This is a genomic window from Enterocloster sp. HCN-30185 (assembly GCF_037890305.1).
Lineage (GTDB): Bacteria > Bacillota > Clostridia > Lachnospirales > Lachnospiraceae > Enterocloster.
This window is the reverse complement of the sequence record NZ_JBBKBT010000003.1, coordinates 230,910-250,176: the sequence shown is the minus strand read 5'-3', so window position 1 is coordinate 250,176 and position 19,267 is coordinate 230,910. Positions and strand designations below refer to the sequence as shown.

The window sequence follows — 19,267 nt, the reverse complement described above, 5'->3', positions numbered from 1 at the left end:
TTAAGGCTGTATGACGAGGGGGAAATGTTATGAAGGGAAAGAGATGGATCGCCGTGGCTCTTGTGTGTCTGGCTGGTGTGGGAATCGGGGGATGCAGTATATTTACAGGGGCGCCGGGAGATGTCAGGGAGGAAAGTGAAACTATGGGAGAGGATGGATTAGTGGTCCCGTCTGCTTCCTCACAGGAAACGGAGGAAAGCAGTCAGACAAAGCCCACAAAAACGGAGCCGGAATCCATTCCGCCTTTCCCGGATGCAGAACGGGAAACGAAAGCAGAACCGATGGAGGATGGAGAGAGAATTGTCCTGATGACAGATGTCCATTATCTGGCAAGATCTCTTACAGACCGGGGAAGCTCCTTTCAAAATGAAATTGAACATGGGGATGGAAAGCTGACTCATTATGTATGGGAAATCGTAGATGCGGCTTTTGATGAGATCGAGCTGCTTACGCCGGATGTGCTGATCGTGAGCGGGGATCTGACATTAAATGGAGAAGTAAAGAGCCATGAGGAATTTGCTGCTCTTTTGGATGAGGTAGAGCGCAGAGGCATCAGCGTACTTGTGATACCGGGAAATCATGATATCAACAGCCGATGGGCATCCTCCTATATTGGAAAAAACAGAGAGCCGGTCCAGACCATAGACGCAGGTGGATTTGCCAGTATCTATGCACAGTTTGGCTATAATGAGGCTTCAGAGCGCGATCCTTATTCCTTAAGCTACACCTATGATCTCAGCCCCTCCATGCGCCTTCTGATGCTGGATACCTGCCAGTATTCGCCGGTAAGCAAGATTGGCGGAATGATTGGGACAGAAACGTATGAATGGATTGACAGGCAGCTGGAAAAAGCCAGAGAGGACGGTGTGATCCTGCTTCCTGTAGGGCATCACAATCTTCTGGATCAAAGCCGCGTTTATACAGAAGATTGTACCATTGAGCACAGCGAAGAGCTGATTGAACGGCTTGAGGCGGAAAACATCCCTCTTTTTTTAAGCGGTCACCTTCATGTGCAGCATTTTATGCGTCATGAGGACGGAAGGGGAATTTATGAGATCGTTACCAGCTCCCTGACAACGCCGCCCTGCCAGTATGGGGTGCTGGAATACAGGGATGACGAATCATTTTCCTATTATACCAGACAGGTAGATATGGAAAAATGGGCCCGCAGACATCAGAGTACAGATGAAAATCTGATCAATTTCAATACATACAGTAAAACGGCTCTTAAAAATATCTTTTATAATCAGGCCTATGATGCGATGAAAAACTCCAGACAGGAGGAAAAGGGAGATCTGTTTGTAAAGCTTACAGAGGAGCAGAAGAAGGCCATGGCAGAGGTATATTCCAGGATGAGCACAGCCTGGTATGCCGGAAAAGGCTATGAGGCGGTAAAGGGGGCAGTAGAAGATCCTGGATTTAAAATGTGGCAGGAATTTTGCTATCCTGCTGTACTGTACGAATATCTGGAATATATGACAGCGGATTCTGTCAGGGATTATAATAAGCTGCAGTCAGAGTAAAGCAGTATCCCGCATCTGCGAATAGGTTTTTCTCTGGATGAATATACTGGATCAAAGGCATAAAAATAACTGCCCGGGCAGTTTGGAGCAAATGGTATGAAACATTGGACATGGCAGACCGTGATGGGGCTTTTGATGCTGGGTGCAGTGGCTCTCCTTTCCTGGAAGGCCGGAACCTTCGTAGCTTCTGGAACATTGGCCGTTTCAAGCGGCAAAGGAGGGGCAGGAAGCCTACGGCCGGCAGTCGTGATTGACGCCGGCCACGGAGGACGGGATCCCGGAAAAGTAGGGATAGAGGGTCAGCTGGAAAAAGATATCAATTTATCCATTGCTCTGCGGCTTAAGGAATACCTGGAAGCCTCAGATGTGGATGTGATCCTCACAAGAGAGGACGATAACGGACTGTACCCGGAAGGAGAACGAAACAAAAAAATGTCCGATATGAAAAAACGCTGTCAGATCATAGAAAAGGCGGCGCCGGATCTGGTAGTCAGCATTCATCAGAACAGCTACCATGAGGAATCCGTTTCCGGAGGTCAGGTATTTTATTACAAAAATTCACAAAAAGGAAAAACGCTGGCGGAAATTCTCCAAAAGCGTTTTAATTATGTTTTGGGAGAGAAGAACAGTCGGCAGGCCAAGGCAAATGGAAATTATTATCTCCTTCTCCATGTAAAACCGCCCATAGCCATTGTAGAGTGCGGTTTCCTCAGCAACCGGGCTGAGGCGGCCAAACTGCAGGATGAAGTGTATCAGGACCGAATGGCGTGGACGGTGCATATGGGAATTATGGAGTTTTTAAATAGAGAGGCTTTGCAGGATAAACAGACAAAAGGATAAGATAACAAGGGAGAAAATTTGAAATGGAACAGAAGAAAAAAGAAACACTGGGGACTGTAATGGCAGTCTGCGGAGGAATCTGCTGGGGATTTTCCGGCTGCTGCGGACAGTTTTTATTTGAGACAAGGGGAGCCAAAGCGCCATGGCTGGTGGCGCTGCGCCTGCTTTTTGCAGGGATTATTATGATCGTGATGGGATTTGCCCTTCATGGAAAACGAAATCTGGATGTATTAAAGAAAAAAGCGGATCTGCTTCGCCTGCTGATCTTTGCCTTCTGCGGCATCAGCCTGTGCCAGTTTACGTATTTTATGGCCATTGAGGCATCGAATGCGGGAACGGCTACGGTACTGCAGTATCTGTCCCCCATTCTGATACTGTCTGCAGTCTGCATAAAGGAAAAACGCCGTCCGGTAGGACTGGAACTGGGAGCCATAGGTCTTTCCCTTCTGGGAACCTTTGTCCTTGGGACTCATGGCAATATACATACCTTCTATATTACGGGAAGCGCTCTTTTCTGGGGGCTTGCAGCCGCTGTCAGCGCGGTACTTTACAATATGCTTCCCGGAAGCCTGATCCTGCGTTATGACATATATCAGGTGTTGGGATTCGGAATGTTCTTCGGAGGTGTTCTCATGTGTCTGATTTTCCGCCCATGGGAATATGAGCTCATATGGGACGGAGGTACCTGGGGAGCATTAGTCAGCGTGATTGTAATAGGAACAGCCATTGCCTTTGGACTGTATCTTCAGGGCGTGTCCATGATCGGCCCCTTAAAGGGGAGCATCCTGGCAAGCGTAGAACCTTTATCTGCGGTAATCATCTCATTTTTCTGGCTGGGAACTCCTTTTGTAATGCCGGATTTCCTGGGATTTGGAATGATCTTAGGAGCAGTTTTGCTTTTGACGGCGGCGCAGGGGAGAAAGTAAAACATTCTGTTATGCTATAAAGAAAGCTTGTGATAAGGGCAGAGTATATATTATGTATACCCTGTTCTTTTTATATAAACTTACTTATAATGAGCAATTAAATAATTTTTTAAAGTATCCGAGGGGAGTTTTTTAAGAGAGAACAGGTTTGTACCATTGTGATTTTTGACTAATATGCTATAATGAAAATGACATCATACAATATACAATAAATTCACATAAAAGGAGGAAGGGAACGTGAAGGAGATAACCAGGGTGCCCATTGTGCAGCAGGTAGTGAATAATATGAAGGAATATATTATGTCAGGCCAGATAGATGTGGGACAAAAACTTCCTACAGAAAAAGAATGGTGCGAAAAGATGGGAGTGGGAAGAGGAACTGTAAGAGAAGCGTTCAGGATACTTGAGGCAAAGGGATTGATTGAAATCAAACCAGGCAGAGGGGCGTTTGTAGCTGGGACAAAGGAACTTGAAAAAGAGGATATTGTTGAATGGTTTGTAAAGAATGAGATGGAGTTAAAAGATTATATTGAAGTGCGGCAGGCAGTAGAACCGCTGGTAGCCAGATTGGTAGCTGAAAATGGGCTGGATGAAGAATTGAATCAGTTGGAAAAGATACATAGGCGTTTTATCAAAGCAGTTGGTGAAGGTGATTTTTTTGGGATGGCACGATGCGATGAAAAACTCCATCGATATATGGTAGAATGTACGAAAAATAAAATGCTGATTTTTATAAACAGGAAAATTGACGAATGTATTTGGGAGTTCAGATTGAAAACGTTTCAGGTTTCGGGGAATGCCCAGAATGCAATAAAGGCCCATGGGAATATTATAAAAGCGCTTAAGGAACGAGATCCGGAAGTGGCAGAACTTTATGCCAAACGACATATTCAGCTTGTGAATGTGGATATGGATGTAATTGTAAGACAATAAGAATGAAGTGAAAATAAAAGGATTTAGAGCGATTGCCAAGGCAATCGCTTTTGTACATTATAGACACAATAAATTCCATAAAATTACAAGTTTGTACATATAGAGTACAATAAAACTCGGATATTATATATAAAAAAGTACATAATATCCAAAAAGCTCTTTACAAACAGAAGGATATATGCTAAGATTAGGACATCCAATATTGTATGACAACATACAAAATCCTAGGTAAACAATGATGCGTTGTCATACACGGGAAGTACAAATTGACAGTGAATAGTTATATAAGAGGTGGATTATTATGAGGAAAGTAGCAGCGATTTTATTATCAGCAGTAATGGCATTGTCTGTGACAGCTTGCGGGAGTTCTGAAACATCTGGTCAGGGTTCAGCGAAAGCAGAGGGGCAGGTATCTTCTCAAAAAGATTCTGAGGATGGAATTAAGATTGGAGTTTCTGCACCTGATTTAACAAATGTGTTCTTTATTCAAATTAAAGAGGCAATGGAGGCTTCTCTTAAAGGAGAAAATGATGAAATTATTATTCAGGACGCAGCGGGAGATCAGAATAAGCAGATGAATGATGTAGCTGATATGATTAATCAAGGCTGCGATGTAATTTGTATATCTGCTATCAATTCAGAAGGCGTACGTGCAACATTGGAAGCTTGTAAAGAAGCATCGATTCCGGTAATTGCATTTAATACAGCCGTTAAAAATCCCGAATTGGTAGAGTGTACGGTTGTGTCTGATAATAAGGAAGCAGGACGTATGTGCGCAAAAGCATTGGCAGATGCACTTGATGGAAAAGGTAAGGTTGTGGAAATTACTTACAGCGTGACAGAGGTTTGTTATGATCGCCAGATGGGATTTGAGGAAGAATTAAAGAATTATCCTGAAATGGAGATTATTCAGACAAAGGATGTAGAGAAGGCAAGATCAGACTATTCACAGCCTATTATGGTTGATTTTATTAATGCAAACCCTCAGATTGATGGAGTATTTACCATTAACGATCCAACGGCCAGAGGAGCAATCGCGGCTCTTAAGGAAGCTGGACGTTTAGATCAGACAAAGGTAGTTTCTATAGATGGTTCTGATGAAGGAAAGGGTTTCATTCGTGCGGGAGAAATGGTTGCATCTGCTGCCCAGGATCCTGAAAAAATTGGACAGACCTGTATTGAAACAGCTTATAAGGTACTGGCAGGAGAGGAAGTTGAAGAAAAAATCGTTGTTCCTATGTTCATTATTACAGAAGAGAATGTGGAAGAATCCAATTAGCATAGAAATTGTCTGATTTGGGGAATGCAGAACAGGAGTGGCAGGTGTATGTCAAATGAATATGTTTTTGAGATGAGAGATATAACGAAAGCCTTCAATCGCAATGTTGTGCTGGACGGTGTGAGCATTTCCATAAGGGCCCGGAGAAGTCCGGGCCCTTATGGGCGAAAATGGTGCGGGAAAGTCGACATTGATGAAAATTCTTGGGGGTATATACAGTGCGGATTCTGGATCAATCTATATGCAGGGAAAGGAAGTTTCCATACAATGTGTGGAAGATGCCAGAAAGTATGGTGTAAGTTTTATTCATCAGGAAATTACCAATATTCCTGAAATGACGATTGCAGAGAATATATTCCTGGGACGTGAACCTAAAAACCATATGAAAATGGTGGATTACAGGAAGATGAAACAGGAAGCTCAAAAAGCGCTTGACTCTCTGGGATTGGGACTGGATGCAGGTTCTCTTATTCGTGGACTTTCAGTAGCCCAGCAGCAGATGATTGAAATTGCAAGAGCTGTCAATGAAGGGGCAAAAATTCTTATTTTAGACGAACCTACGGCTTCTCTGTCTAAGAGTGAAACAGATAATTTGTTTGCACAAATGAAGCGGCTCAAAGAAGCTGGGGTAGCAATGATTTATATTTCCCATCGTATGGAAGAAACATTTAAGGTTTGTGATACTGTAACGGTATTACGAGATGGAAGTTTCATTGGAACAAGGAATACGGCTGAAACATCGGAAAATGAACTTATTAGTATGATGGTCGGCCGGGAATTCAACAATATGTATGGGAATAAGCGGGTTACTGGAAAAGAAGTAGTATTAGAAGTTAAGAATTTGACAACTGATAAAGTAAAAGATATTAGTTTTACTCTAAAGAAGGGTGAGATACTTGGCTTTTCGGGTTTGGTAGGAGCAGGACGTACTGAATTGGCGTTGGCTCTTTTTGGGATTGATCCGATTCGGTCTGGTGAAATCTGCATGGAGGGCAGGTCGTTAAATATTAAAAAGCCTCAGGATGCAATTCGTGCCGGAATTGCACTGGTTCCAGAGGAGCGGAAGGAGCAGGGATTATTTTTAAGCCATAGCATTGCTACAAACCTGACTTTTCAGGTACTTCCGCAATTTATACATCACTTGAGAGTTGATAAAAAGAAAGAGCGGGGAATTGTGGATGAATTTAAACAAAAGCTTTCAATTAAAATGGCATCCACAGAGCAGGCATCTGGTGAACTTTCGGGAGGAAATCAGCAGAAAATAGTTATTTCCAAATGGTTGGCAGCAGCTCCGAAAGTATTAATTATGGATGAGCCTACTCGCGGAATTGACGTAGGCGCAAAAGCTGAAATTTATAAGCTGATGCACAGCCTGGCAGAGGCTGGGGTATCTATTATTATGATTTCTTCTGAACTTCCGGAGATTATTAACAATTCCAGCAGAATTGTAGTAATGCGTGAGGGAAGGATTACGGGGATTTTAGATCAGGCTGAAGCAGAGGCTTCACAGGAAACGATTATGTCATATGCGGTAGGAGGAGAATGTTCGGTATGTTAAATAAGAAAAAAACGGATATGGAAACAGAGGGAGTTGCTGGTGCAGCAAGTCCGTGGAATACAATTCCCTTTTTAATCTGGATCAAGCGTAATATGGCGGCCATGGTCGCATTGGTATTTCTTTGTATTGTTTTATCAACAGCAACAGAAACATTTCTTGTACATGGAAATCTTGTCAGTGTGCTCAGACAGGTCTGCGTTAACTGTTTAATTGCTTTTGGCATTACCTGTGTTCTTATTTGCGGTGGCATTGATTTATCGGTAGGCTCTGTTGTGGCAGCAGCAGGTGTTTTGGCTGTTCAGTGTGGCAATAGTGGATTTCCTCTGATTTTCTGTATATTGGTTCCATTGTTGTTCGGAGCGGTAATTGGTTTCATCAATGGATACATTATTTCTCACACTACAATTCCTCCTTTTATTGTTACGCTATCTACTCAGATTATTGTACGAGGAATCAGTTATATTCTGACTGGAGGTCAGCCTGCACAGTCCAGTAATGAAGCATTTAATAATCTGGGTGTAGGAAGTATTTTGGGAATTCCCATTCCGGTTATTTTTGTAATTGTGACATTTATTATTTTATATTTTATTATGAATCGTTCATCTTTTGGTCGCCATGTATATGCAACAGGAGGAAACAAAGAGGCTGCTAAATATGCAGGTGTCGATACCAGATGGGTTCAGGTGCGGGTATTTATTATAAGCGGTGTTCTGGCGGCGTTGGCTGGTGTTGTTCTGGCAGCAAGATTATATTCCGGACAGCCATCTGTAGGTGAAGGTTTTGAACGTGATGCGATTGCGGCATCTGTTTTGGGTGGTACCAGTTTTAATGGAGGCATCGGAACTCTTGGAGGAACTGTAATAGGTGTTTTGATTATTGGCGTATTGAATAATGGTATGAATCTGTTAAAGATTAACAGTTATTGGCAGTTTGTAGTAAAAGGCTGTGTAATTCTGGGCGCAGTTTATGTTGATTATTTAAAAAAGAGAGGTTCTTTGAAAAAGTAGGAAAAGGAGAATACATATGGAACAAAAGGAATTAGAACAGGTTTGCAAAAATGTCAGGCGAGATATTATCAATATGACAGCGGATGCTTCATCTGGCCATCCGGGAGGTTCCCTGTCGGCAGTAGAAATTATGACAGCGTTGTTTTTTGAAAAAATGAATATAAATCCTCAAGAACCAAAATGGGAAGGTCGCGATCGATTTGTGCTGTCTAAAGGTCATGCAGCACCTTGCTATTATGCGGTTTTAGGAGAGAGAGGATATTTTGATAAAAATGAATTTAAAAATTTCCGCCAGCTTCATAGCATTCTTCAAGGGCATCCTGATACAAAGAAGTGTCCGGGTGTGGATGCCTCTACTGGTTCTTTGGGGCAGGGAATTTCTATTGCAGTAGGCATGGCCTTGGGAGAGAAAAAACTTCAGAACAGTACGGTTCAGGTCTACACGCTTCTGGGAGATGGAGAACTTCAGGAAGGGCAGGTTTGGGAAGCATCTATGGCGGCGGCTCATTATGGATTAGATAATTTGACTGTAATCGTAGATCATAATGGACTTCAAATTGATGGAACGAACGATCAGGTAATGGGGCTTGGAGATTTGGCAGGCAAGTTTAAGGCGTTTGGGTTTAATGTATTGGAGATAGATGGTAATAATCTTTCGGATGTACTTAAAGCATTAGACGCACCATTTTGGGGTAAGCCAAAATGCATTATTGCCAATACGATTAAGGGAAAGGGTATCTCTTTTATGGAAAATCAGGTAGGCTGGCATGGAAAAGCTCCGAGTGAAGAGGAGCGTTGTAAGGCGTTAAAAGAATTGGAGGAAGCGGTATGAGTGAGATGAAGGCAATCAGAGTGGCTTATGGTGAGGCTCTGGCAAAATTAGGTGAGTTAAACGAAAAAGTAGTTGTCTTGGATGCAGATCTGGCTCATGCTACTATGACAGCTACCTTTGGTGAAAAATTTCCAGAACGCTTTTTTAATGCAGGAATTGCGGAAGCGAACATGATAGATATGGCAGCGGGGCTTTCGACATCCGGGTATATTCCATTTGCCAGTACTTTTGCGGTTTTTGGTACGGGAAGAGCATACGATCAGGTGAGAAATGGATGTGCATATCCTGGCTTTAATGTAAAGTTTGGTATGACGCATGCAGGTATTACTTTGGGAGAGGACGGAGGAAGTCATCAGGCGATTGAGGATATAGCGCTTATGCGTGTTATTCCGGGAATGACGGTAATTGTTCCGTGCGATGCTAAAGAAACAGAGAGAGCTGTTATGGCAGCTGCTCAGATAGAAGGGCCGGTATACCTGAGATTGGCAAGATTGCCAAGTCCAGTATTTGAAGAGGAAATGCCGTTTGAAGTTGGAAAGGCAAATGTCTTGAGGGAAGGAAAGAGTGCTGCAGTAATTGCTTGCGGAATTATGGTGGCTCCAGTTTTGGAATGTGCAAAGCGTCTTGAAAAAGAGGGCATTTCTCTTACAGTAATTAATATGCATACAATTAAACCGATTGATAGAGAATGCATTGTTAAATATGCAAATCAGTGCGGTCGAATAATTACAGTAGAGGAGCATAGTGTAATTGGTGGTTTAGGTGATGCAGTAGGAAGTGTTCTTCTGGAAGAACAGTGTGACACTATATTTAAGAAAATCGGTGTTCAGGATCGGTTTGGCCAGTCTGGTAAACCTGAGGAGCTATTAGAAGAATATGGGCTTAGTGAAGAGCAGATTTATAATCAGATAAAAGGAGTATTAAAACCATGAGAATTGCATTGATTAATGAAAACAGTCAGGCTGGAAAAAATGAAATGATTTACAGAAGTTTGAAAAAAGTGGCTGATATAAAAGGATATGAAGTAGATAATTATGGAATGTATTCAGCTGAGGATGAAAACTCTCTTACCTATGTACAAAATGGAATTTTGGCCTCCATTCTTCTTAATTCAGGGGCCGCAGACTATGTTGTGACTGGATGCGGAACTGGAGAGGGCGCTATGCTTGCGTTAAACAGCTTTCCGGGAGTGATCTGCGGTCATGTGTGTGATCCCAGTGATGGCTATATGTTTGCTCAGATCAACGATGGTAATGCGGTCTCTCTTCCATTTGCCAAGGGATTTGGATGGGGAGCAGAACTGAATTTGGAGTATATTTTTGAAAAACTATTTTCTGAGAAAAGTGGTCAGGGATATCCAAAAGAGAGAGCGGTGCCAGAACAGAGAAATAAGAGGATTCTGGATGAAGTGAGAAGAAATAATTTTAAAGATTTGCTGATGTGCTTAAAGGGGCTGGATCAGGAGCTTGTAAGAGGCAGTGTGATGGGAGAACGATTTAAGGAATTGTTTTTTGCTAATTGTAAGGATGAAGCCATCTGCAGTTATGTTAAGGGATTACTTGGAGAATAAAATAATGTTTTAAAGTTATTAGGAACAGTGTCTGTTGTGTACAGGCTGTTCCTTTTATATTATAGATTTGTTAGTCTTGCAGATAGCCGTCTACAACTGTCTACCACCTTCCAGACACATAAAAACGGCGGAAACCTTCAAAAATAAAGGCTTCCGCTGAAATTACAAAAAGCGCGAGACGGGATTCGAACCCGCGGCCCCCACCTTGGCAAGGTGGTGCTCCACCACTGAGCCACTCGCGCATAAAACAGATATTCTGTTTTCAAGCAGGTGATGGGAATCGAACCCACGTATCTAGCTTGGAAGGCTAGTGTTCTACCATTGAACTACACCTGCGCAGTGCCCAAAGTCGGAATCGAACCAACGACACGAGGATTTTCAGTCCTCTGCTCTACCAACTGAGCTATCTGGGCATCCGTATCAGTGATTGAAAATCGCTGACAACGGTGATATTCTACCCTTTTTTTTGTAAGCTGTCAAGTCTTTTGGTAAAATATTTAAAAAAAATCGTTAAATGTACTCTTTTCGCCCGCTGGCGTCTAAAATTCCTTCCTCTTCCCTGTATTTTGCAACGGTTCTCCTGGAGATGGTGATACCCTGGGAAGCCAGTTTTTCGCTTAGAAGGCGGTCGCTGTAGGGCTTTTTGGGGTCTTCTCCGGCTATGATTTTCCTGAGAGCCAGTTTGATGGCTGCGGCATTGATGCCATGAGAGGCGGAGTTTAAACCATTTTCACTGCGGGAAACGGAGCGCGAAAAGAAAAAGCTCAGGGGATATACACCCCAGGAGCACTGGAGATATTTATGGCTGACGGCTCTGCTGACCGTAGACTCATGTATCCCCAGCCGGTCTGCGATATCAGTCATGCGCAGCGGGACAAGGTGATTGGAACCCTTTGAGAAAAATGCTTCCTGATGCTCCAGAATAGCCTTGGACACATCCATCAAGGTGAGGCTTCTCTGTGCGATGCACTGGCGGATCCATTCTGCCTGACGAAGCTTATTTCCCAGATATTCTTTTACCTCCTCAGACTCAGGTTCCTGGCTCATTTTGCGGTAATAGCTGCTGATTTCAATGGCCGGATACATGGCTTCATTTAAGAGGATATCAAAATGGTCTTTAAATTTGACAATGGTTACATCCGGAATAATATAGCGGAGCTGTTCCCGGCTGGAAAAGGACATTCCGGGTTTGGGATTCAGGGAGCGGATGATCTGGCAGCAGTCTGCGGCTTCCGCAGGGGACAGACGAAGCTTTCTGGCAATGGCTGGTATCTGATTTTTGGCAATCATTTCCAGGCACTGACAGGTTAATGTTTTCATCACAGGTGTAAGGAGGCCGCGGCGTTCCAGCTGAAGATTTAAACACTCTTCCAGATTTCGGGCAAAAACTCCTGCAGGGTCCAGTTTCTGGAGCTGCGCAAGAAGCTTAAGGATATGTGCTTCGTCTGTTTTAAGATCTGCCGCAATATCTCCGGGAGATTCGGTGAGATAGCCTCTGTCATCTAACGATTCCAGCATGTAGTGAATAATCTGTGTATCATCGGCAGAAAGCTCCTCTGAGATCAGCTGGGACCAGAGATAGTCTTCCAGCGTCTCGCCGTCATCCGTATCAATGTTCCAGGAATCCTTAAAATCGTAGTCATCATCGTTGTTCTGCCGCTGGTAGAGGTAATAGTTTTCTTCATTAAAGGAATTAAGCCACTGCTGCTGTTCAATGGATTCCCGATCCGGCCCTCCGGAAGAAGAATCAGATATTTCCATCACGGGATTTTCCAGTGCCGTCTCATTGATATATGTGTTTAATTCCTGGGCAGTCATCTGCAGGATCTCAGCAGATTGTATCATGCGTTGGGATAGGGTCTGAGTCTGTCGGGTCTGAAGCTTCAGATCCATGGGAAGCACCTTCTTTCGTAAGATATGATTGGTTTAAGTATATCACAGATCGTTCTGTTTTTGAATGCAAAAAGAGCGCCCCGCTTAACATAAAGATAAAGGAGGCGCTGGAAATTCCAGATCAGCTTGCCAGAAAGCCTTTTCCTACGATCTCGCTGGAATTGGAGATGAGCATAAAGGCAGTGGGTTCAATTTTTCTTATATAGTTGCGCAGCTTTAAGGCCTGACTGCGTTTCATGGTAGTCATGATCACGGTCTTGTCATTGTGGGAAAATGCTCCCTCCGCGTGGTAGACTGTGGCGCTGCGGTTTAAGGTATGGATGATGTAATCACAGATGGGATCGGGATTGTCGCAGATGATATTAAAACATTTGCAGAGATTGATATTTTCGATCACATCATCGATCACAAGGGATTTAGCTGCAAGGCCGATGGTGGAGAACAGTCCTGTTTCCGCATCAAAGATGAAAAAGGAAGTCAGAACGGATGCCACATCTACCAGCATCAGTACGGTGCCTATATTCATGCTGGTGTGCTTTTTCATGATCATGGCAATGATATCCGTACCGCCGCTGGATGCTCCGATATTGAATAAAATAGCGGTTCCGATGGCAGGCAGGAAAATTGCAAACATCAGTTCCAGAAGCGGCTCTGAGGTCAGAGGCTTTGTCAATGGGCAGATACGCTCCAGGAGGGAAAGACTGACGGACATAACAACGGTGGCATAAACGGTTTTCAGTCCAAAGCTTCTTCCAAGAAAGATAAAGCCAAGAACCAGAAGGGACATATTTGTAATGAATGTAAAATCACTGGCCGACCATTGGGTCATCTCACTGATAACGGTGGAAAAGCCGGTGATCCCGCCAAAGGCAAAGTGGTTTGGGAATTTGAAAAAATAGATTCCTATAACCATGATCCAGATACTGATTGTGATAGTTCCATATTCAGCGGCTGTGCGCCAGAATGGATTTTTGATTTCTTTCATGATGAAAGAATAAACCTCCTTTTTAATACTCTTGTTCATTCAAAATATGCATTTTGATTCAACCATATAATAAGCGTGTTTTACTACAAGCGCAACCACCTTTTTTACTAAAATAGGTACAACGAAAAGGCTGTGATGAATGTCCGCGGTATGTGGACATTTGCAGACGGTATGTTCACTGTTCTGGAAGGATGGTTTGTAGTAAAGGAAGAATCTGCCAGCGGTCTTGTATTACCGGAAAAGGAAGCCTATAATAGCAGTATTGGAACAAGAATGGGAGGAGGCAGGATATGAAGGTATTTGAAAATGATGCGGACTGGGAGGAGCGGGCCTGGGAGCTGGCAAAAAAGCTGGTGTCCATAGACAGCTCAGATCCGGGCGCTTATGAAGGCGAGATCGGGGAACGGCTTTATGAGTATTTAAGCCGGTGCTGTGAACGGTGTGGCGGTTCTCTGGCAGACCAGATCCAAATCGCACGGGAGGAGGTACTTCCGGGCCGGTTTAATGTGATGGCGCGGATACCGGGAAAGACGAATGGATCGGGACTGATCTATATCTGCCACATGGATACGGTTATGCTGGGAGATGGCTGGGATGAAACGACGCCGCCTCTGGGAGCGGTGGTCCGGGAAACAGAGGAGCAGGGAAAAACGGTGGTGCGCCTGTATGGAAGAGGAGCCTGTGATATGAAGTCGGGGTTAGCCTGTGCCCTTGCTGCCTTTGAGGCTCAGGTACGGGAGACCGGAAAAAGGGGAGAGCTTCCTAACCGGTCATTTTCCATAATCTGTACCGTGGATGAAGAGGATTTTATGCGGGGAGTGGAGCATGCCATCCGTTCCGGCTGGATCACGAAGGAGGACTGGGTTTTGGATACAGAGCCTACAGACGGACAGATTCAGGTGGCTCACAAGGGCCGCACCTGGTTTGAACTGACCGTTACGGGCATCACCGCCCACGCCAGCAATCCATGGAAGGGAGCAGACGCCATTGCAGCCATGGCGGAGGTGATCAGCAGCATACGAAAGGAGATTGCAGCCTGTCCGCCCCACCATGATCTGGGGATTTCTACCGTTACCTTTGGCCAGATCCAGGGAGGCTACAGGCCTTATGTAGTGCCGGACAGCTGTAAAGTATGGATTGATATGCGTCTGGCGCCCCCAGTGGATACGGCGGCTGCCTGCGCGATGGTTGAAGGGGCGATAAAAAAGGCAGAGAAGGAAATCGCAGGAGTTAAGGGAAGCTATGTGCTTACAGGAGACAGACCCTATGTAGAAAAGGACCCGGATTCACCGCTGTTGTCCCGTTTAAAAGAGGCTGTAAAGGCCGTTGTGGGAGAGGAAGCGGCGGTAGGAACCTTTAACGGCTACACAGATACTGCGGTAGTAGCAGGGATGCTGGGAAATCATAACTGTATGTCATATGGCCCCGGCAGCCTGGAGCTGGCTCATAAGCCTAATGAATCCGTACCTTATGAAGATGTGAAACGGGTCCAGGGGGTGCTTACAGAACTGGCTGGGAATATTTTGTGGAGAAAATCCATGTAGAAGTATCGGGGGAAATACCATTTCCATCAATAAGAATTTTGTAGTATAATAGTGGCACCTTAAAAGGAGGAAACAAGATTATGAAGGAAACAGCATTAGTAATTATGGCGGCCGGAATAGGCAGCCGGTTTGGGGGCGGCATCAAGCAGCTGGCTCCTGTTGGGCCAAATGGAGAGATTATTATGGATTATTCTATCCATGACGCCATTGAGGCCGGATTTAACAAAGTCGTATTTATTATCCGTAAAGATCTGGAAAAGGATTTTAAGGAGATTATCGGAGACCGCATTGCCAAGCAGATCCCGGTTATTTATGCCTATCAGGAGCTGGACGCTCTTCCAGAGGGCTATTTTGTGCCTGAGGGCCGCAAAAAACCCTGGGGAACCGGTCAGGCTGTTCTGATGATAAAGGGGCTGATTGACTGTCCGTTCCTGGTGATCAATGCAGACGATTACTATGGAAAAGAGGGCTTTAAGCGGATCCACGATTACATGGTAAATGAGATGAAGGATGATGCAGATGTTTATGATATCTGCATGGGCGGATTTGTGCTTGAAAATACCTTAAGCGACAACGGAAGCGTTACCAGAGGCGTGTGTCATGTGGAAAACGGATTCCTTAAAAACGTAACGGAAACCTATGACATCCGCAGAAGCGGGGACGGACTGGCAGCAGCAGATGAGGCGGGAAATCCTGTATCTGTACAGGCAGACCAGCCGGTTTCCATGAATATGTGGGGTCTTCCAGTGCGTTTCTTAGAGGAGCTGGAACATGGGTTCCCGAAGTTTTTAGACGGCTTAAAGCCTGAGGATATTAAGGCAGAATACCTGCTCCCGAAGATTATTGACGATCTGGTACAGGAGGGGAAGGCGAAAGTCCGCGTACTGGATACACCGGATAAATGGTTCGGTGTGACCTATCAGGAGGATAAGCAGGCGGTGGTAGACGCGATCCGGGGACTGATCCGGGACGGCGTGTACAAAGAAAAGCTGTTCGGTTAAAAAGCCATGCATATTTCCCATTTTCAGGGTCTATACTATAAAAAACGGTGAAAATAGTTCAGCCTCCGTGGATAAGGAGACAGTACAGACATGAAATTGTGGAAAACATTCGGTATTTCCAGCCGGGAAGATATATCATACTATGATACAGCGGGAGAGTTTGAGGCAGAACGTTTTGCCGTGAACCTGAACCGTATGATCATGGACGAAATGGAAGAAAAAGGAAAAGAAGGCGTCATGTTCCTCTGTATCGGCACAGACCGCTCTACAGGGGACAGCCTGGGGCCTTTGGTTGGACACAAGCTGAGAAGGCAGCGTTTAAAGGGAGCCGCTGTGATCGGAACTCTGGATAAGCCGGTACATGCCATGAATCTGGAGCTTTATATCCGATATATCCAGGCCCATTATTCCCGGTATGTGGTGGTAGCGATTGACGCTTCGGTAGGCAGCCCGGATCATGTGGGCTATGCTACTTTGGGGCGGGGAGCGCTGCAGCCGGGGCTTGGGGTATCAAAGGAGTTAGAGGCAGTAGGAGATATCTCGATCACCGGGATCGTAGGGGGCGCAGGCAGCCGTGATCCTGTGATGCTTCAAAGTGTCCGGCTGTCCATGGTGATGAAAATGGCGGACTGCATCTGCGAAAGTATTTCCCTTGTCGAACGATTTTGGGAAAATGCAGCCATAATATGACAAACTTTGCGCAAAATACCTGTTATACTGAGACATACCTGGATTTTTCAGGTATGTTTTTTGTTGTGGCGACGAGGAAAATGGCTGTCACGCCTGCGTGTGCAGACATTTGACGGCCGCTGATCAGAGGCGAAACGTGCTTTATAGGTTTCGCATCGGTATAAAGGGGTGAGCAGATGGGAGAATTATATGAACTGTTCCCGAAGCTGCCGAAAAATATACGGCAGATCGGAGAACGTGACCAGGTTTTAAAGCTGTATGTAGAGGATTATGTCAATACATATTTAAAGCAGTTAAGGCCCGCAAAAGGGGCGGATCTGCGGGTGGGGCTTCTTCTGGGAAACAGGGAGATCCATGAGGATGTGCCGTATGTATTTGTAGACGGGGCTTTGGAAATGGAAACGGTTGCAAAGGATGGGGAGAAGGCAGTCTTTACAGAGGATGCATGGCAAAAGGCCTATCAGGAAGTGGAAAACCGGTTTCCCAAACGAACGGTACAGGGGTGGTTTTTATGCGGGAATCCGGGTTGCAGTTTAAATCCATTAAACTACTGGCAGGAACACAGCCATTATTTTACAGGAAAAAATCAGCTGATGTATTTAAACAGCGGCCTGGAGGGTGAGGAAGCGGTCTATATTACGTCCTCAGACGGATTTTATAAACTCAGGGGCTATAGTATTTACTATGAGCGCAATCAGATGATGCAGGATTATATGATTTCCCGAAAGGATATTTCCAGAGTGGAAACAGGGGTAAATGACCGCGCTATCCAGGATTTTCGCCAAAAAATGGAAGAGCACAGAGGAGAAGCAATCCGCCGCCAGAGTACGGTGGGTACGCTTTCGGCTGTGTGCACAGCTTTGGCTGTAACTGTTTTGGCAGGCGGTGTAGCGATGTTTAATAACTATAAAAAGATGCATGAAATGGAAAGTGTGATTGCATCGGTGCTCCCGGAGGGAAGGATCAAGGAAGCAAAAGCAGGGGTCTGGCCTATAGAGGAAAAATTCCCTAAGGTTACGGTGGGGGAAAAGCCTTCTTTTGTGACTCCTGAAACGATGAGAGAAGCTGCGGAGACTGAAACTGCAGTCATTTCCAGTGAAGCTCCGGAGAATGTCCCGGAGGAAACAGCACTCATGGAAACGGAGGAAGCTGATGCTCCTGCTTATAAGGTTTATACCGTTGGGGAGGGCGAAACACTTTATGGCATCTGTTTTAAGGTTTACCAAAATGTAAATAAGCTGGACGAGATCTGCCGGATCAACGAACTGAGGGATCAGAACAGCATCTATGCAGGCCAGAAGCTTCTTATGCCGTGAAAATATTAGTGCGCAACCTCCGAAAATGTTGTATACTTAACAGGTATATCAAACATTCAGGAGTACAAAATGGGCAGCAACCGTTCAATGAGCCGTGAAAATAAAAAAAAGCAGCTGAGAAGCCAGATGGTTTCTCCCTCCGTTTCTTCGCCGGAGGATGAGGACAGCGAAGAGCTGATAAAGAAAGCCCATCAGAAAAGCGTAAAACGCCGGGTCCGCATTGGAGCAGTGATCGGGATTCTGATTTTGGCCACTGTGGGCGGATTTATATATTATGACCGATATATGTCATTTGCAGACTATGAGCTTGTCTGGGAGACGGATTTTAATCAGGGAGAGCCGGGCGAAGCTGCTGCCGGAGAAGGGAATTTTTCCGGATTTGCAGATTTTGCCGACGGTGTGATCAAGTATACCAAGGATGGAGCCTCCTATCTGGATTCCAGGGGAAAGGCCGTATGGATTTTAAGCTATGAGATGAAACATCCCATGATTACGGTCAACGGTGATTTTGCCGCCATTGGAGACCGTCAGGGAAATTCCATTTATATCTGTGATAAAAATGGAATTCAGGGTCAGGCGACAACTTCTCTGCCGGTTTTAGAGCTTTCTGTTTCAGCAAAGGGCGTTACTGCGGCTGTGGAGGAGGATTCTAAAGCCAGCTACATTTACCTTTATAAAAAGGACGGAAATCCTCTTGATATCTATGTGAAATCGCTTCTGTCCGGCGACGGTTATCCAGTTGATGTAAGCCTGTCTCCCGGAGGAACCCAGTGGATCACCTCTTTTATGTATTTAGAAGATGGCATGATTAAAAATAAGGTTGTATTTTACAACTTTGGTCTGGGAAAAAATGATCCCAAGCGTGTAGTCGGCGTATTTATGCCCCAGGATCTTTCAGACGCCATGGCAGGCCGGGTGCGGTTTATGGATGACAGCCATGCGGTGATTTTTACGGACAAGGGACTGCAGTTTTTTTCGACCCGTATTGAAACGTCTCCGGAATCCACGGCTCAGATCCTGTTAGACGAAAATATCCGCAGTATCAGTTATACCGATCAGTATGCGGCTGTGGTCACAGATAATTCTGAGGGTTCAGAGCCTTATCGGCTTCATGTGTACCGGGCAGACGGCAGTCAGGTGTTTGAGACTGCGTTCTCGTTCCAGTATTCGGGTTTTGATATAGATGAGGATCTAGTTCTGCTTTATAATGACAACTCCTGCCTGGTTTATAATATGGCGGGAACAGAGAAATTTAAAGGAAGTTTTGATTTTCCTGTATCCAAGGTTTCGGCCGGAAATATGCCGGGTACTCTTTTAGTCATGGGGCCTCAGAAGATGCAGGAGATCAGGCTGCGGTAACAGCTGCAAAA

At 44.9% G+C, this 19,267-nt stretch carries 18 protein-coding genes and 3 tRNA genes; 16 read left to right on the top strand and 5 right to left on the bottom strand.

Translation table 11 applies throughout. From position 1 onward, the window contains the following. The first annotated feature begins 29 nt into the window (after positions 1-29). The 10 genes from WKT10_RS05190 to WKT10_RS05145 all read left to right on the top strand — a co-directional run bounded on the left by WKT10_RS05190 (position 30) and on the right by WKT10_RS05145 (position 10,468). Positions 30-1,523, top strand: a complete 1,494-nt coding sequence (locus WKT10_RS05190; RefSeq protein WP_296034648.1) for a metallophosphoesterase — start codon at positions 30-32, stop codon at positions 1,521-1,523. A gap of 96 nt (positions 1,524-1,619) precedes the next feature. Further along, entirely contained in the window at positions 1,620-2,363 is a 744-nt protein-coding gene (locus WKT10_RS05185) for an N-acetylmuramoyl-L-alanine amidase (protein ID WP_340275923.1), read from the top strand. 59 nt (positions 2,364-2,422) lie between these two features. Continuing rightward, positions 2,423-3,289, top strand: coding sequence for a DMT family transporter (locus tag WKT10_RS05180; RefSeq protein ID WP_417302203.1), 867 nt, complete (start codon positions 2,423-2,425; stop codon positions 3,287-3,289). 237 nt (positions 3,290-3,526) lie between these two features. Then, positions 3,527-4,222: a FadR/GntR family transcriptional regulator gene (locus tag WKT10_RS05175; RefSeq protein WP_340275919.1), complete on the top strand. Its 696-nt coding sequence runs from the start codon at positions 3,527-3,529 to the stop codon at positions 4,220-4,222. Between the two features lie 301 nt (positions 4,223-4,523). Next, positions 4,524-5,501 (top strand): sugar ABC transporter substrate-binding protein, encoded by a 978-nt coding sequence (locus tag WKT10_RS05170; protein WP_340275917.1) that lies wholly within the window; start codon positions 4,524-4,526, stop codon positions 5,499-5,501. Between the two features lie 160 nt (positions 5,502-5,661). Continuing rightward, complete coding sequence (locus WKT10_RS05165) at positions 5,662-7,059, top strand: sugar ABC transporter ATP-binding protein (RefSeq protein ID WP_445292996.1); 1,398 nt, start codon at positions 5,662-5,664, stop codon at positions 7,057-7,059. Next, positions 7,053-8,066, top strand: coding sequence for an ABC transporter permease (locus tag WKT10_RS05160; RefSeq protein WP_340275915.1), 1,014 nt, complete (start codon positions 7,053-7,055; stop codon positions 8,064-8,066). The genes WKT10_RS05165 and WKT10_RS05160 overlap by 7 nt, the downstream gene beginning before the upstream one ends. 16 nt (positions 8,067-8,082) lie before the next feature. Next, positions 8,083-8,898, top strand: coding sequence for a transketolase (locus tag WKT10_RS05155; protein WP_340275913.1), 816 nt, complete (start codon positions 8,083-8,085; stop codon positions 8,896-8,898). Then, on the top strand, positions 8,895-9,830 hold the full coding sequence (locus WKT10_RS05150) for a transketolase family protein (RefSeq protein WP_340275911.1): 936 nt from the start codon (positions 8,895-8,897) through the stop codon (positions 9,828-9,830). Before WKT10_RS05155 ends, WKT10_RS05150 begins: the two co-directional genes overlap by 4 nt. Next, positions 9,827-10,468: an RpiB/LacA/LacB family sugar-phosphate isomerase gene (locus WKT10_RS05145; protein ID WP_340275909.1), complete on the top strand. Its 642-nt coding sequence runs from the start codon at positions 9,827-9,829 to the stop codon at positions 10,466-10,468. The genes WKT10_RS05150 and WKT10_RS05145 overlap by 4 nt, the downstream gene beginning before the upstream one ends. A 170-nt stretch (positions 10,469-10,638) precedes the next feature. Here the strand turns inward: WKT10_RS05145 and WKT10_RS05140 are convergent. From WKT10_RS05140 to WKT10_RS05120, 5 genes are all read right to left on the bottom strand, one after another. Continuing rightward, positions 10,639-10,710, bottom strand: a tRNA-Gly gene (locus tag WKT10_RS05140). A gap of 23 nt (positions 10,711-10,733) precedes the next feature. Further along, positions 10,734-10,804 (bottom strand) — tRNA-Gly (locus tag WKT10_RS05135). 4 nt (positions 10,805-10,808) lie between these two features. Next, a tRNA-Phe gene (locus tag WKT10_RS05130) sits at positions 10,809-10,881 on the bottom strand. A gap of 97 nt (positions 10,882-10,978) precedes the next feature. After that, positions 10,979-12,361: an RNA polymerase factor sigma-54 gene (rpoN, locus tag WKT10_RS05125; protein ID WP_066550598.1), complete on the bottom strand. Its 1,383-nt coding sequence runs from the start codon at positions 12,359-12,361 to the stop codon at positions 10,979-10,981. A gap of 121 nt (positions 12,362-12,482) precedes the next feature. Beyond that, positions 12,483-13,346 (bottom strand): YitT family protein, encoded by an 864-nt coding sequence (locus tag WKT10_RS05120; RefSeq protein ID WP_066550588.1) that lies wholly within the window; start codon positions 13,344-13,346, stop codon positions 12,483-12,485. A 150-nt stretch (positions 13,347-13,496) separates the two neighbouring features. Here WKT10_RS05120 and WKT10_RS05115 point away from each other — a divergent pair, with 150 nt between their 5' ends. The 6 genes from WKT10_RS05115 to WKT10_RS05090 all read left to right on the top strand — a co-directional run bounded on the left by WKT10_RS05115 (position 13,497) and on the right by WKT10_RS05090 (position 19,256). Continuing rightward, complete coding sequence (locus tag WKT10_RS05115; protein WP_340275905.1) at positions 13,497-13,640, top strand: hypothetical protein; 144 nt, start codon at positions 13,497-13,499, stop codon at positions 13,638-13,640. Next, positions 13,637-14,890 (top strand): M20 family metallopeptidase, encoded by a 1,254-nt coding sequence (locus tag WKT10_RS05110; RefSeq protein WP_340275903.1) that lies wholly within the window; start codon positions 13,637-13,639, stop codon positions 14,888-14,890. The genes WKT10_RS05115 and WKT10_RS05110 overlap by 4 nt, the downstream gene beginning before the upstream one ends. Before the next feature lie 80 nt (positions 14,891-14,970). Beyond that, positions 14,971-15,891: a sugar phosphate nucleotidyltransferase gene (locus WKT10_RS05105; protein ID WP_317438076.1), complete on the top strand. Its 921-nt coding sequence runs from the start codon at positions 14,971-14,973 to the stop codon at positions 15,889-15,891. Positions 15,892-15,981: 90 nt separating this feature from the next. Further along, on the top strand, positions 15,982-16,581 hold the full coding sequence (gene yyaC / locus WKT10_RS05100; protein WP_417045869.1) for a spore protease YyaC: 600 nt from the start codon (positions 15,982-15,984) through the stop codon (positions 16,579-16,581). A 176-nt stretch (positions 16,582-16,757) separates the two neighbouring features. Further along, positions 16,758-17,897 (top strand): LysM peptidoglycan-binding domain-containing protein, encoded by a 1,140-nt coding sequence (locus WKT10_RS05095; protein WP_337434448.1) that lies wholly within the window; start codon positions 16,758-16,760, stop codon positions 17,895-17,897. Between the two features lie 69 nt (positions 17,898-17,966). Further along, positions 17,967-19,256, top strand: coding sequence for a DUF5711 family protein (locus tag WKT10_RS05090; RefSeq protein WP_340275900.1), 1,290 nt, complete (start codon positions 17,967-17,969; stop codon positions 19,254-19,256). The last annotated feature ends 11 nt before the right edge of the window (positions 19,257-19,267 follow it).

Excerpts from the sequence above, each read along its gene's own strand:
- WKT10_RS05150 (WP_340275911.1), top strand. The coding sequence starts at position 8,895 with ATGAGTGAGATGAAGGCAATCAGAGTGGCTTATGGTGAGGCTCTGGCA.
- WKT10_RS05115 (WP_340275905.1), top strand. The coding sequence starts at position 13,497 with ATGTGGACATTTGCAGACGGTATGTTCACTGTTCTGGAAGGATGGTTT.
- WKT10_RS05165 (WP_445292996.1), top strand. The coding sequence starts at position 5,662 with ATGGGCGAAAATGGTGCGGGAAAGTCGACATTGATGAAAATTCTTGGG.
- WKT10_RS05190 (WP_296034648.1), top strand. The coding sequence starts at position 30 with ATGAAGGGAAAGAGATGGATCGCCGTGGCTCTTGTGTGTCTGGCTGGT.
- WKT10_RS05170 (WP_340275917.1), top strand. The coding sequence starts at position 4,524 with ATGAGGAAAGTAGCAGCGATTTTATTATCAGCAGTAATGGCATTGTCT.
- WKT10_RS05090 (WP_340275900.1), top strand. The coding sequence starts at position 17,967 with ATGGGCAGCAACCGTTCAATGAGCCGTGAAAATAAAAAAAAGCAGCTG.
- WKT10_RS05105 (WP_317438076.1), top strand. The coding sequence starts at position 14,971 with ATGAAGGAAACAGCATTAGTAATTATGGCGGCCGGAATAGGCAGCCGG.
- WKT10_RS05155 (WP_340275913.1), top strand. The coding sequence starts at position 8,083 with ATGGAACAAAAGGAATTAGAACAGGTTTGCAAAAATGTCAGGCGAGAT.
- WKT10_RS05160 (WP_340275915.1), top strand. The coding sequence starts at position 7,053 with ATGTTAAATAAGAAAAAAACGGATATGGAAACAGAGGGAGTTGCTGGT.
- WKT10_RS05110 (WP_340275903.1), top strand. The coding sequence starts at position 13,637 with ATGAAGGTATTTGAAAATGATGCGGACTGGGAGGAGCGGGCCTGGGAG.
- rpoN (WP_066550598.1), bottom strand. The coding sequence starts at position 12,361 with ATGGATCTGAAGCTTCAGACCCGACAGACTCAGACCCTATCCCAACGC.
- WKT10_RS05120 (WP_066550588.1), bottom strand. The coding sequence starts at position 13,346 with ATGAAAGAAATCAAAAATCCATTCTGGCGCACAGCCGCTGAATATGGA.
- WKT10_RS05185 (WP_340275923.1), top strand. The coding sequence starts at position 1,620 with ATGAAACATTGGACATGGCAGACCGTGATGGGGCTTTTGATGCTGGGT.
- WKT10_RS05095 (WP_337434448.1), top strand. The coding sequence starts at position 16,758 with ATGGGAGAATTATATGAACTGTTCCCGAAGCTGCCGAAAAATATACGG.
- yyaC (WP_417045869.1), top strand. The coding sequence starts at position 15,982 with ATGAAATTGTGGAAAACATTCGGTATTTCCAGCCGGGAAGATATATCA.
- WKT10_RS05145 (WP_340275909.1), top strand. The coding sequence starts at position 9,827 with ATGAGAATTGCATTGATTAATGAAAACAGTCAGGCTGGAAAAAATGAA.
- WKT10_RS05180 (WP_417302203.1), top strand. The coding sequence starts at position 2,423 with ATGGCAGTCTGCGGAGGAATCTGCTGGGGATTTTCCGGCTGCTGCGGA.